Origin of the sequence: Methylotuvimicrobium sp. KM1 (assembly GCF_044788715.1) — a bacterium.
Classification (GTDB): domain Bacteria; phylum Pseudomonadota; class Gammaproteobacteria; order Methylococcales; family Methylomonadaceae; genus Methylotuvimicrobium.
Genome location: NZ_CP173170.1, coordinates 3,499,866 through 3,513,484, shown reverse-complemented (window position 1 = coordinate 3,513,484; position 13,619 = coordinate 3,499,866). Strand labels below are relative to the sequence as shown.

Below are 13,619 nucleotides of genomic sequence, written 5' to 3'. Positions count from 1 at the left end.
GAAATTTCTCCGTGTTCAGGTTGCGGGGTATGCCAGTCGAGGAAAGCCGTAAACCCATTCATGGGGGCTTGGCGGCGGCTAAACGCCAAGGATGGCGTATATTAGAGCACCAACAGTAGGCGCTTTAGGCGATGCAGGGCAGAAAAATGCTCCTGCATTTTCTGCATTCGTTACATCCTTGTAACTCAGCAATTGCCGAGGAGCAAAAATCTTCCCTGCCGCCGACACCTGTCAATCGAGCAACCGTGCCCTCCTTTCAACAATCCGCTCAATAGTGAAAAAAGCTAGTTATTTAGAGCTATATCTTTTGGCTTCTGCTGACTTTGAGTTCAAATGGGCATCAACTATTAACGCGAACATAACCTTAAATAAGCTCATTTTTTGTATAGACAATCTGACTTGTGTTGGGATAGGAAATTGATGTGGCTTGCGGAATCCTTTGGGGATTCCGCAAGCCAAGTTAAAATTTAGGCAGGCTTCTTAACGAGCTTATGATACAAGGCGAAAATGTCTTCGCGCCGCACGATAGCCATGTAAGCAAGGATGCCTAAAATCAATCCGGAGAATAAATCGCCGATAAACGATTTTTCTGAGCCCGTCGTAGTCGAAGCGGAAGAATTAGACGGGCCTTCAAGCATCATTTGCGGCGGAGACGGCAACGGAGCTTTATAACCGCGAGCGTCAGGCAGGCCTAAGCTGCGCCACTTGTCGTAATCTTGCCATAGCGGGTATTTGCCTTGCCAGAACTCTTTCGTGAAATAAGGCGCCAGAGTCCAGCCTTGCATTTTCGGAATTCCTTTTTCGTCAAGAAAATCTTTGTAAACGACCAAGCTGATATCGCCGCCTTCGCCGATGCCGTTGGTAGTGAATGACTTTTCGACATGATCATGCATCATCCAGACCCCTTCGCCGAAGCTATGTAAGCCGTCGTCGGTGCCGTCAAGTTCCAGGTCGATGCGTTGAGCAGGTACCATGGTATGGACATCCCGCATGATATAAGATCCCGGGCCGTTATCGATGCCGTCGTAATGGGTGATCATGGGTCTATGTCCATGGATATGAACGCCCAATGCGTCGGTGTGACCATTTAGTATACGAAGCTTGACCTTTTGATTCGGCTGCATTTCAACCAAGGATTCCCTGATCGTGTACGGGAATGAGCGACCGTTCAGCATGAAATAATCGTCTGTTGCATCGGTGACGTCGTATTCCATGTTCAGTTTTTGCGCGAGCAGGCGCGGGTCGTTGGCCGAGCGAGCCAGTTCATGCAATTCCTTGTCTGCCGACTGATAATGCAAGTCGTATTCGCGGGCGTATTTTTCCTGAACCGCTACCGACGGGTGTCGAACTTGGCCATTGCCGACATTGAAGGTTTGTACCCAATTGTTTGGACGATTTTCTTCTACGACGAATATGCCCTGCAAACCCATTGGAATATGGGTATGCGGCTGAACGTGGCAGTGATAATAAAAGGAACCGGCTTGGCGCGGTTTGATGACATAAGTTTTACTCTCACCGGGCATGATGTCCATTGCACTGGTTTGTCCGACGCCGTCATTCCCGCTTCCGCTATGGTCCATATAAGGATGGTCTACACCGTGCAGATGCAGCGAATGCGGCATGTGGTGGGTGTTTTCGACAACCAGCCAGACGGTATCGCCTTCTTCTACGCGTATGGTCGGCGAAGGAACTCGCAGTAGAGCATTGGCTAGCGGTTCGTAGAGGCTCAGAGTCGACATGTCGCGGGTTTTAGGCGCGAATACCCAAAAGGTGGGTTGTACGCCTGGCGCAATATTGAATTGAGTAGTCAATTCGGTACTATCCGGAGATCGACCGTTTAATTCGACGATTTCGAGTTTTATGATGATATGGTCGGGGTCGCCGTCGCCGTCGACGTCTTTAGTTTTGATGATCGAGTCGGCGGCCAATTGAGTATCCATTAACGTCGACATGCTGATGTTATTCGTGCCTTTTACGAATGCGGCAATTTCTGCCGGATTGTCGGGGTTGCAAAGTCTCGATTCTTGAATCTCGACGCCGTCGATGGCTTGTGCGTCTCTCCATTTCGGTGACGTGAAGTCGGAACAGACTTCTTCTGATTTGCCCAATTCAATTTTAGCGGAAGGCGGCAAATCATTGGCTGCTTGCAGTTCAAGCGGAACAATAAGCGTCATGGCGCCGCAGAGAAGGGTAAGGAAATTTTTGTGCATGCGAAGACCTCTGAAAAAACACACGATTCGAGTCATTGTGACTCGGAAAAAGTGTGAAAGTTTATTTATACTCATCGTGGATGAAAATTCGGCCTCGGGGTGCCCGTTAAAGGACGCGGTAAATACGTCCATGTAGGCTCTATGCCAGCTCCATGCTGGCAAAGCCTTTATCGAGCACCCCGAGGCCTCCTCCGGCACTGTCGAAATTTGAAGTGCGAAAGGTATGCTCCATATCGACTGAGAAACGTTTAGATAAAGCTGTTTATTATGATGTTTTAATGATAGCGCCTGTCCGATGGTTGCCGGCCTTGTCGGTAACGCTTAATGCTTTCTAACTTAAATTAGACGTTTTTCGGTCGTGTAAGAGCGGTAAAAAACATAACTTGTTTGAAAATTATACAGGAGATTCTTTCGTAGCGGTTGATTAAAGTCAAGACCTCGATTCGATTGATTTCATTTCGGTAGGTCACAAAGTGCTCTTTGATAACGGAGAGCCGGTTCTTGTGGGTTATTTCGGATTGATGCTCTCGAGAATGTTGTCAAGCGGGGCTGTTTCGCGGCTGAGTAATCTAATTAAGTGAATGAGGTGTAAGCGACAACTGTATATTTATTCTGGTAAAAAAAAATATATAGACTAGAATTCTGATGACAATATTTGGTCGGTCGGAGATGGCTATGGAAAAGAAAATTTATCCTCGTGTTGCTGCGCATTTGCCTGTTGTGGTTACCAATGAAGAGGGGGTGCGTCTCAAAGTATTGGCGATTGATACTTCAAGTGACGGGTTCTCGATCCAATGCAATATATTGCAGCGGAATTTGATGACACCGGGCGGATGTTACATCCGTAACGGTCGCCCGGTGGAATTAAATGCATGGCTGGATTTGCCGCTTGCCGGCGATCGCCCTTTACAGGTAAAAGCGCGTTGTAATGTTGAGTTTTCCCGCCGGATAGCAAGGGACCGTTGCGAAATCGGTATGCGATATAAGGATCTCGAAGGTGACGGTTATGAGAACCTTATTCGTTTTATAGAAAATCGACTGGCTTCGAACGAAGTTACGATGTCGTCTTTATGATATATAGCGGGGGGATTTTGCTTGGAGCCGAAATCCGCCCTGCAAGCGACTTTTACTGGATATTCCCGGATTCGAAATTCGACTAACAAAAGGGTTATCCTAAGTTCGGCGGTTTAACCATGAAGCACATGAAGTTCCTGAAGGAATTTAAGAAGTTACCTAAACATTCTTGCTAATCTTTTTGGTGAGCGAAAGCTCCATACAAACGAATAGCAAGCCCAGCTTTAATATTTTTCGGTCTTTAGGCTATGGGGTTTCATTTGTTAAGGTTGGGCAAGTTATTGAATTATCTTCATGATCTTCATGGTGAAATGCTTTTCTAGGGTTATAAATGGTCGCGTAATGCGGATTGAATGGCTTGCTCCAAATTTTGTAATGTTTCGTGGTCTTGAATCGGGTTAGATTGATAATCGGTAAAATAAAACATGTCTTCTGCGCGGCTTCCTATCGTGGTGATTTTGGCGTCGTGTAGTTGAATGTTGTGATCGTTGAGTACATGGCCGATTTTGGAAAGAAGTCCCGCATGGTCTGTTGTGATGAGTTCCATGACCGTAAAGCGTCTTTGCGGATCCTCGTGAAATGAAATCGTTGTCGGTATTGGAAAGTGTCGAGCTTGCCTCGATTGGCGTCGAATATTTTTTTGTTTGTTGATGTGGTGTTCTTTTAGATTTTTACGGAGCGCTGTGCAAATATGCACTTCTCGGTGTAAATCCTTGATCGGGTCGCCTGATTGTTCGAGAACTTGGAAGCTGTTCAATACATACTGATCGCTAGTGGTAACGATCCTTGCGTCGAGAATCGTAAGACCGAGTTGATCGAGGGTCTCGGTGCTGATTGAAAAAATAAAGTCTTCGTTACGGGTGTAAATAAAGACTTCTGCACTGCCTCGTTGAGTTTGTGGGCGGAGTAACACCAGTGGCAGGTCAGGTTCGTCGCAGGATGCGATCGCAATCGTTTGCCAAGCAATTTCTTCGGCAGTATATCTAAGAAAGTATTCATCGCCGACATGTTTCCATGATGCATGAATAGTTGCTTCGGAAATGCCTAGTTTCAGCAGTTCTTCCAAGGCTTCAGTTTTATTTTCTTCGAGTCTGTCGCTGATATTGATCGGGTTCTTGAGGCCGCGACGCAAGGCGTTGTAGGTTGCGCTATAGAGTTCTTTCAATAATGCGTCTTTCCAAGAGTTCCATAGTTCCGGATTGGTTGCGCGTATGTCTGCGACAGTCAATAAATAAAGATGATTTAAATATTCGGTGCTACCGACTTGAGTGGCGAAATCATGAATGATGTCTGGGTCGCTGATATCTTTGCGCTGGGCCGTCATCGACATAATCAGATGATTGCGGACTAGCCATGTGACGAGCTTAGTATCATGTCTAGACAGGTCGTGCTGCTGGCAAAATGCTTGGGCGATTTCTTCGCCAACTTGCGAATGATCCCCGCCTTTGCCTTTCGCTATATCGTGAAACAATGCCGCGATATAAAGTAGCTCGGGTCTCGGGATCATCAAAAAAATGTCGTTGCAAAATGGCAGTTCGTGGGTGTGCTTTTCTAACGAAAAACGTCGCAAATTGCGAATTACGAATAGGGTGTGTTCGTCCACGGTATATATGTGGAATAAATCGTACTGCATTCTGGCAACGATGTGAGCGAAGCTAGGCAGGTAAGCGGCGAGTACGCCATAACGATTCATACGTCGAAGTGCGTGCGTGATGCCTCGGGGTTGGCGTAAAATCTCGATGAATAGATGATTGGCGTGCTTGTCGGTTCTAAATTGATCGTCGATCAGGTGCAGGCTTTTACGGATTAAGCGAATCGTTTTTGATCGGATGCCTTTTAGCGAAGGATTTTGCTGGATGACTAGGAAAATCTCCAATAATGCTAGTGGGTTGTCCTCGAAAAGGCTATCCGTTTCGGCTTCTAAGTAGCCGTTAATAGCAATGAGTTTTGTAGTTTTGGTTTGGATTTGTTGATAAGTCGTTTCTCCGCCGATAAAACGCTCGTTAAATAGTTGTAGTAGCATCTCATTGAGCCGCTCTAAGCCGACTACGGTTTTATAGTAATGCTGCATGAATTCTTCGACGGATTGATTCGGGTCGGCGCCTTTGAATCCGAATTGTTCGGCCAAGTCTCGTTGAAAGTCGAATAGCAGGCGATCCTCGCAGCGACCGGTTAACAGGTGAAGTGCATAACGGATTCGCCAAAGTACGTTACGCGCAGTGACCAGTTCTTCATATTCGGATTCGGGCAAGAAGCCGTATTTAATTAATTCTTTTAAGGTTGAAGAGCCGTAATGGCGTTTAAAAACCCAGGCAATAATCTGCATGTCGCGAAGTCCGCCGGGTCCTTCCTTGATATTGGGTTCCAGATTGTAAGCGGTATCGTGAAACTTAAAATAGCGATGTTCCTGTTCCTGCATTTTGGCAGCAAAAAACCGGTTTGACGGCCATATCTCTCCGCTGTTTATCGGTTCGAGTACTTTTGCGCACAAGCTCGGATTGCCGCGCAATAGTCTGGTTTCCATTAGACTGGTCATGATGGTTTGGTCGTCGATACAGGATTGAATGCATTCTTCGACTGTGCGTACGCTTAATCCTGGTTTTAAACCGATGTCCCAAAGGAAATTGCAGAACTGCCCTAATGCAGCCTGGGTTTCCGTAGAGGCCTCTTTGTCCAATAATACGACGATATCGATGTCTGAAAAGGGAAACAATTCTTTTCGACCGTATCCGCCTACCGCAATCAGGCTCAATTGATCGGCGGATTCACCGAGGAAATGATCCCAGCCGCTGATCAAGATTTCGTCGACGAATTCAGCCTTGGCCACCAGTAAAGGCGTGACCGGTTCTTGTGGGTTAAATGCGTGCTCAAGCTCTAGGTTTTTCGATTTAATTAGCTCTTTAAAAGCAATGATATAATCGGATTGTGTGAAATAGTGGATATGGTCTAAGGCTTCTGTCACATTTCCTCCTGTCTTAGCGTCAAGATTTCGTAACCGTGGTCAGTGACTAGGATGGTATGTTCCCATTGCGCCGAAAGGCTGCGGTCTTTGGTCACCGCGGTCCAGCCGTCCGCTAACACCTTCACATGGCGTTTGCCTAAATTAAGCATCGGTTCAATCGTAATAATCATGCCGGCTTCAAGAGCAACGCCTTCTCCTGGTTTGCCGTAGTGCAGCACTTGCGGTTCTTCATGAAACTTTTGGCCTATGCCATGACCGCAAAATTCCCGGACGACCGAATAACGATTCGATTCGGCGAATTTTTGTATCGCATGGCCTATATCGCCAAGAGTTGCTCCGTGTTTAACTTGTTCAATGCCCCGATACAGCGCTTCTTGAGTAATTTTCACTAAGCGTTTGGCGTGGGGACTGACTTCACCAACACAAAACATTTTGCTAGTGTCGCCGTGATAGTCGTCCTTAATGACAGTGATGTCGATATTGATAATATCGCCGTTTTTTAATTTTTTGTTGCTAGGTATGCCGTGGCAAACTTGCTGATTGATTGAAGTGCATATCGATTTGGGGAAGCCGTGGTAATTGAGGGGGGCCGGAATCGCATGCTGAACGTCGACAATATAGTCGTGGCAAATTTGATTAAGTTCTTCGGTGGTGATGCCCGGTACAACATGCGGTTCGATCATTTCCAGTACTTCGGCGGCAAGTCTACCGGCGACGCGCATTTTATCGATTTCACTTGGTGTTTTAATGATGATACCCATGATTTGACGGCTTTATGTTGGCAAGTAAGCTAGTAAGCGAGTTTGCTTGAACAAACTCGCTAAGGAGTTGATCAATGGTGGAGATTACAGTAATTAAAGGCTTGAGCAAACGAAGAAGTCCTGCCAGTTTAGCAGAGAATTAATTGTTGTTAAAATCTAATTATGATATAAAGGCAAGTTCATTTTTGTATTATAAATACTCACGTTTGTCGACACGCTTGGTAGGGTGCCTTTCTTGATTAATTTGAAGGGGGGGTTGCCAAGGGGGGCAGGCGGAGGCGTAACCCAACGAAACATTAAGTTTCACATAATCCGTAGGAGAAAAAAATGGCAGCAGTGTCAATGCGTCAAATGTTAGAAGCGGGTGTTCATTTCGGACATCAGACTCGTTACTGGAATCCCAAGATGGCTAATTACCTATTTGGCGCCCGTAACAAGATTCACATCATCAATCTTGAGAAAACGCTTCCATTGTTTAATGACGCAATGAATTATCTGGGACAAATGTCCGCGAATAAAGGCACTATTCTGTTTGTTGGCACCAAGAAAGCAGCCCGTAAAGCGGTCGCCGAAGAAGCGAAGCGTTGTGGAATGCCTTATGTCGACCATCGCTGGCTGGGCGGCATGCTGACCAACTTCAAGACGATCAAAAAATCGATCAACCGATTGAAAGAATTGGAAGCGATGAAAACGGACGGAACGCTCTATCATAAATTTAGCAAAAAGGAAGCGCTGGGGATGGAGCGCGAATTGGAAAAACTCGAACGCAGCTTGGGCGGCATTAAGGATATGAAAGGCGTGCCCGATGTATTGTTCGTATTGGATGTCGGTTATGAGAAAAACGCGATTGGCGAAGCCAAAAAACTGGGTATACCTGTAGTTGGGATTGTCGATTCGAACAATTCCCCTGAAAGCGTTGATTACATCATACCGGGTAACGATGACTCCATTCGAGCGGTTAAACTTTACTGCCAATCCGTAGCGGATGCAGTATTGGAAGCGAAATCCGCGACATTAAACTTATCGGCCCAGGTCGATGATTTTGTTGAGGAATCAGAAGTCGAAGCAAACGCAGAGTAAGCGTCGGTGCGGTGAAGGGCGGCTAGCACTTCAAAGGCAATGGCGCATTGAACTGAAAAGCGCCTCCTAACAGGAGGCGTTTTTTATAGTTAAGAATAAAGAGGAAAAACGAGAAATGAGCATATCAGCTGCAATGGTTAAGGAACTGCGGGAAAGAACCGGTTCCGGTATGATGGAATGCAAAAAATCACTAGTCGAAGCAAACGGTGATCTGGAAGTCGCTATCGAAAATATGCGAAAAGCCGGTTTAGCAAAAGCCGATAAAAAATCCGGACGGACCGCTGCGGAAGGTGTGGTGGGCGTAAAAGTCAGCGACGATGCTAAAACGGCGGCGATTGCCGACATCAATTGCGAAACTGATTTCGTTGCGAAAGGTGATGATTTCGTCAATTTCGTTAACAATGTTACCGACGCTATTTTAAACGCGGATGTGCAAACACCCGAGCAAGTGTTGGACCTGAAACTGCCAAACGGCAAGACTGTCGACGAGGTTCGTCGCGAACTGATTGCAAAACTGGGTGAAAATATCGCGATTAGACGTTTTGAAAAATACAATTTGTCCGGCGGTGGTGCTGCATGTTATTTGCACGGCAGTAAGATCGGCGTATTGGTCGCGCTGGAAAAAGCCGATGAGACATTAGGTAAGGACATTGCGATGCATGTTGCTGCAATCAACCCGACTTGTGTTTCCGAAGATCAAGTTTCTCAAGAAGCAATTGAGAAAGAAAAAGAAATTTTTTCCGCACAAGCTTTGGAAAGTGGAAAGCCCGCTGAGATTATCGAAAAAATGGTGAGCGGAAGAATCAAAAAGTTTCTTGCCGAAGTTACCTTGTTGGGCCAGCCTTTTGTTAAGGACGACAAAGTCACCGTCGGCGAATTGGTTAAGTCAAAAGGTAATGCCGTTATTCGCTTTACCCGGTTCGAAGTTGGCGAAGGTATCGAGAAAAAAGAAGAAAATTTTGCCGAAGAAGTCATGGCGCAAGTCAGAGGCTCATAATTCAATCCCCGGTTTATCCGGGGATTCGTTTTTATACTCCAAGCGGATTATACTCTTCGTAGATCAAAATTCGGCATCGGGGTGCCCGTCAAAGGGCGCCGTAAACCCAGCACCTAAATTATCCAAGATAGTTAACCATAGCCAATGGGATTTAGGTGCTGGTTGAATGGGGATTTTGCAGGAGCAAAAATCCGCAAGCGCCAAGGAAGGTGTGAATGCGGATTTTGCAGGAGCAAAAATCCGCCTAACACTTCGGTGCCGTATTTTTGATTTATGAGTGGGTATATATAACTGTTTGCGCAACGCAGAATACGGGCAAAAATCGTGGCGTCGGTCGCCTAAGATAAAATGCACTTTCCTAACCATTTCTCAACTTAAAAATCGATAATGACAAATTTTATCTGCCAGCGAATTTTATTGAAATTAAGCGGCGAAGCATTGATGAGCGAAAAGGGAGGCAGTATCGATGCCGATATCCTGAAACGCTTGGCCGGCGAAATTAAAGAATTATGTGATGCAGGGATACAGGTCGGTCTAGTTGTCGGGGGCGGTAATATTTTGCGCGGCGCGCAAAAAGCTTCCGAAGGTCTTGACCGAGTCACTGGCGATCAAATGGGCATGCTTGCTACTGTAATCAATGCCTTAGCGATGCAGGATGCTTTGGAGTATTTAGGCTTGCAAGTTCGCGTTATGTCTGCATTAAAGATTAATCAAGTGTGCGAAGACTTTATTCGCCGCAGAGCGGTTAGACATCTTGAAAAAGGTCGGGTCGTGATATTTGCTGCCGGAACCGGAAATCCTTTTTTTACTACGGATTCGGCAGCCAGTCTGCGGGCGATTGAGATCGATGCTCAGTTGATGATTAAGGCGACTAAGGTTAAGGGTGTTTATTCGGCTGATCCTGAAAAAGTTAAGGATGCCCGATTTTATCCGAGATTGACCTATGATGAGGCGTTGGATCAACGCTTAAACGTCATGGATGCCACTGCTTTGGTATTGTGCCGCGATAACAATTTGCCGATGCGCGTAATGAATATTTTTGAACAAGGTGCAATAATGCGGCTGATGCAGGGCGAAGATATCGGCTCACTGATTGAACGAGGAACAAAAGCATGATAAGCGATATTCTACAAGATGCGGCTAAGCGAATGGGCAAAAGTGTCGAAGCGCTGAGGCACGAATTTACCAAAATCAGAACAGGCCGGGCGCATCCGAGCCTACTGGATCAAATTACCGTTCCGTATTACGGTGCCGATACGCCGCTTTCACAGGTAGCCAATGTCGCGACCGAGGACTCTCGGACTTTGACGGTTACACCATGGGAAAAAACCATAGTCAAGGCCGTCGAAAAAGCGATAATGGCTTCCGACTTGGGGCTTAACCCTTCCTCTAATGGTAATGTGATTCGTATCCCATTACCGCCGCTAACCGAGGAGCGTCGTCGCGATCTGGTCAAGGTCGTCAAACAAGAAGCCGAGAATGGACGAGTAGCGATACGAAATATTCGCCGCGATGCCAATTCCGATATCAAGGATGCGCTAAAAGAAAAAATGATTTCCGAGGATGAAGCACGCGCGGCCGAAGATAAAATTCAAAAGTTGACCGACCAATACATCAAAGAAATTGAGAAGCACTTGGAAGAAAAAGAAGCGGACTTAATGTCTATTTAATGGAGTAGATTGATGCCTGCAGAATTTGAAACGCTTCCGAAATTGAACCAAAACCCTCGCCATATTGCAATTATCATGGATGGTAACGGGCGTTGGGCACAACAAAGACATATGCCACGTGCAATGGGGCATCAAGCTGGCGTCAAAGCGGTTAGAGCCATTGTTGAATATTGCGCCGAAGCGAATGTCGAAGTATTGTCGTTATTTGCTTTCAGCAGCGAAAATTGGCGCCGGCCCGAGTCTGAAGTCTCGATGTTAATGAACTTGTTTATTTCGACCTTGCAAAGCGAGGTTAACAAGTTGCATCGGAACAATATTCGTTTAAGGTTTATCGGTGAACGTAAAGCTTTTTCTGAAAAATTGCAGGCTAAAATTGCAGAAGGCGAGATTCAAACCCGCGATAATAGCGGTCTGACTTTAGTGATTGCTGCCAATTACGGTGGACGATGGGATATGTCCGAAGCGTTTAAAAAAATAGCTGCGAAAATTCAAAGCGGTGAGCTCAACGAGCAAGAAATCGATGAGGCGCTGATCGGGCAACATTTATCCACTGCCGACTTACCCGAACCGGATTTATTTATCAGAACCGGTGGTGAGCAGCGTGTCAGTAATTTTTTGCTCTGGCAGTTAGCTTATACCGAATTATATTTCACGCCGACCTTATGGCCCGATTTTAATCGGCAATCGCTAGAGGAGGCTATCGGAAGCTTTAGAACTCGGCAAAGGCGTTTCGGGCATACCGGCGAGCAAATCCTCACAAAAGCAGCCCCCCTCTAACTATTTGACTAGATAATAATTATAAAATGTTACTACAGCGAATTATTACGGCTTTGATTCTTGCGCCATTAGTCGTATTGGCCGTCTATTTATTACCAATACCTTATTTTACCCTGATTGTTGCGCTGGTGATGTTGGTTGCCGCATGGGAGTGGACAAGCTTAACCGGTATTGATAGGCCCTCGATGCGGATTTTATTTCTTGTCTTACTCATTTTACCGATGGGTGGTGTTTATTTTTGGACTTATTTTCTGGAAATAGTGGCACAAGTTTTCGATTGGCCGGAAGTCAGGGCGCAGTCCGGTTTATTGGAATGGCTGATTATTTTACCGGTTTTATTTTGGGTGGTGATGATGTTTCTGATCAGAAATGCATCGGATGCGTTGCTGAAGCTCGAATTAAAAAATGTTTATAAGGGATTGATCGGGTGGGTGATTCTGTTTTTTGCGTGGATGTTTCTTTATCGTATGCGCGCTTTTTACGGTTCCGATATGGTGATGTATTTTCTGCTGCTGATTTGGATTGCCGATATTACCGCCTATTTTGTCGGCAAAAAATTTGGTGCTACTAAACTGGCTCCCGAAATCAGTCCCGGCAAAACCATGGCAGGATTTTACGGAGCTTTGGGAAGCGGCGTCGTTAGTGCGATCGTTTTGAGTTTGGTGTTCGGGTTTAATTTGATGATCGGCTCTGATTTTGTTTTGTTGTCGGTCTTGACCGTTTTGATTTCGATATACGGCGATCTATTTTTTAGCCTAATAAAACGACAGCAGGGCGTTAAGGATACGGGGTCTATTTTGCCGGGACATGGTGGTTTGTTGGATAGGATCGACAGCTTGGTGGCCGGTATCCCGTTTTTCTATGCCGGTATTCTGCTGATTAGAGAGTTATTTTAATGAAAGGTATTTGTATTTTGGGCGCGACCGGTTCTATCGGTGTTAGCACGCTGGATGTGGTTGCTCGTCATTCGAATCGGTATAGGGTCGTTGCGCTGACCGCGAACAATAATATCGATCTGCTGTACGACCAATGCACCATACATCGGCCTGACTATGTTGTCGTAGTTGATGAAGATAAGGCTAAGCAATTTGCAGAACGCATAGCTACATCGCCGGTATCCGATATCAAGGTGCTATCGGGAGCCGAATCGTTGCAGCAAGTAGCCACACTGGATAGTGTTGATTCGGTAATGGCGGCAATCGTCGGTGCAGCTGGTTTATTACCAACTTTGGCGGCTGCTAAAGCCGGTAAAACCGTATTGCTGGCAAATAAAGAAGCGTTGGTGATGTCCGGTGATATTTTCATGAAGGCGGTTACCGAGTCCGGTGCGCATTTGCTGCCGATCGATAGCGAGCATAATGCCATTTTTCAATGCATGCCGGCAGATTACTGTGCGGGTCAAGAGGCTAAGGAAGCGCGGCGAATTTTGTTGACTGCCTCGGGCGGCCCGTTCAGAACTAAGCCGGTCGAAGAGTTGGTCGATGTCACTCCGGATCAAGCTGTCGCGCATCCGAATTGGGATATGGGACGCAAGATTTCTGTTGATTCCGCAACTATGATGAATAAAGGGCTTGAATTGATTGAAGCCTGTTTATTGTTCAATATGTCGCCGGATAAAATTCAAGTGGTGATCCATCCGCAAAGCGTGATTCATTCAATGGTCGATTATGTCGACGGCACTGTGTTGGCGCAAATGGGTAACCCCGATATGCGAATACCCATTGCGCATGCGATGGCGTGGCCGGAGCGCTTCGACTCCGGTGCGGCGCCGCTGAATATATTTGACGTTAAACACATGGATTTCGAACAACCCGATCTTCAGCGTTTCCCTTGTTTACGCTTGGCGATTGAAGCTGTCGAGGCAGGCGGTATTATGCCGGCTGTATTAAATGCAGCTAATGAAATCGCGGTTGCTGCCTTTTTGGACGAGAAAGTCCGTTTTACCGACATTCCTTTCATTATTGAACGGAGCATGCATCAATTCAAAGCCGATCCGGCGGATACGCTGGATATTGTATTGGCAGCCGATAGCAAAGCCCGGGAAGTGGCTGAGCGTATCGTCGAAGAACTTAAGCGTTAATTGGGTTA

General features: G+C 46.2%; 11 protein-coding genes. 8 read left to right on the top strand and 3 right to left on the bottom strand.

Annotation, left to right across the window (positions count from 1 at the left end; genetic code table 11):
• Nucleotides 1-467: 467 nt before the first annotated feature.
• A complete protein-coding gene (locus ACINK7_RS15150; RefSeq protein WP_404356460.1) occupies nt 468-2,210 on the bottom strand; it encodes a multicopper oxidase domain-containing protein in 1,743 nt (580 codons plus the stop codon).
• A gap of 675 nt (nt 2,211-2,885) precedes the next feature.
• On the opposite strand from ACINK7_RS15150, the gene ACINK7_RS15145 reads away from it, so the two are divergent.
• Nucleotides 2,886-3,284 carry a PilZ domain-containing protein gene (locus ACINK7_RS15145; RefSeq protein ID WP_404356458.1) on the top strand — a complete coding sequence of 133 codons (399 nt, stop codon included), beginning with the start codon at nt 2,886-2,888 and terminating at the stop codon, nt 3,282-3,284.
• A 325-nt stretch (nt 3,285-3,609) separates the two neighbouring features.
• Here the strand turns inward: ACINK7_RS15145 and glnD are convergent, their stop codons facing one another.
• Both glnD and map read right to left on the bottom strand, forming a co-directional pair.
• Nucleotides 3,610-6,246 carry a [protein-PII] uridylyltransferase gene (glnD, locus tag ACINK7_RS15140; RefSeq protein ID WP_404356456.1) on the bottom strand — a complete coding sequence of 879 codons (2,637 nt, stop codon included), beginning with the start codon at nt 6,244-6,246 and terminating at the stop codon, nt 3,610-3,612.
• Entirely contained in the window at nt 6,243-7,007 is a 765-nt protein-coding gene (map, locus tag ACINK7_RS15135; protein WP_404356454.1) for a type I methionyl aminopeptidase, read from the bottom strand. The genes glnD and map overlap by 4 nt, the downstream gene beginning before the upstream one ends.
• Before the next feature lie 327 nt (nt 7,008-7,334).
• Here map and rpsB point away from each other — a divergent pair, with 327 nt between their 5' ends.
• From rpsB to ispC, 7 genes are all read left to right on the top strand, one after another.
• Nucleotides 7,335-8,087 carry a 30S ribosomal protein S2 gene (gene rpsB, locus ACINK7_RS15130; RefSeq protein ID WP_404356452.1) on the top strand — a complete coding sequence of 251 codons (753 nt, stop codon included), beginning with the start codon at nt 7,335-7,337 and terminating at the stop codon, nt 8,085-8,087.
• 115 nt (nt 8,088-8,202) lie between these two features.
• Entirely contained in the window at nt 8,203-9,084 is an 882-nt protein-coding gene (gene tsf / locus ACINK7_RS15125; RefSeq protein WP_404356450.1) for a translation elongation factor Ts, read from the top strand.
• Nucleotides 9,085-9,471: 387 nt separating this feature from the next.
• Entirely contained in the window at nt 9,472-10,200 is a 729-nt protein-coding gene (pyrH, locus tag ACINK7_RS15120) for a UMP kinase (RefSeq protein ID WP_014149390.1), read from the top strand.
• Entirely contained in the window at nt 10,197-10,754 is a 558-nt protein-coding gene (frr, locus tag ACINK7_RS15115) for a ribosome recycling factor (protein WP_014149389.1), read from the top strand. The genes pyrH and frr overlap by 4 nt, the downstream gene beginning before the upstream one ends.
• A gap of 12 nt (nt 10,755-10,766) precedes the next feature.
• Nucleotides 10,767-11,531, top strand: coding sequence for an isoprenyl transferase (locus tag ACINK7_RS15110; protein WP_404356448.1), 765 nt, complete (start codon nt 10,767-10,769; stop codon nt 11,529-11,531).
• A gap of 26 nt (nt 11,532-11,557) precedes the next feature.
• Complete coding sequence (locus ACINK7_RS15105; protein WP_404356446.1) at nt 11,558-12,427, top strand: phosphatidate cytidylyltransferase; 870 nt, start codon at nt 11,558-11,560, stop codon at nt 12,425-12,427.
• Nucleotides 12,427-13,611: a 1-deoxy-D-xylulose-5-phosphate reductoisomerase gene (gene ispC / locus ACINK7_RS15100; RefSeq protein WP_404356444.1), complete on the top strand. Its 1,185-nt coding sequence runs from the start codon at nt 12,427-12,429 to the stop codon at nt 13,609-13,611. The genes ACINK7_RS15105 and ispC overlap by 1 nt, the downstream gene beginning before the upstream one ends.
• The last annotated feature ends 8 nt before the right edge of the window (nt 13,612-13,619 follow it).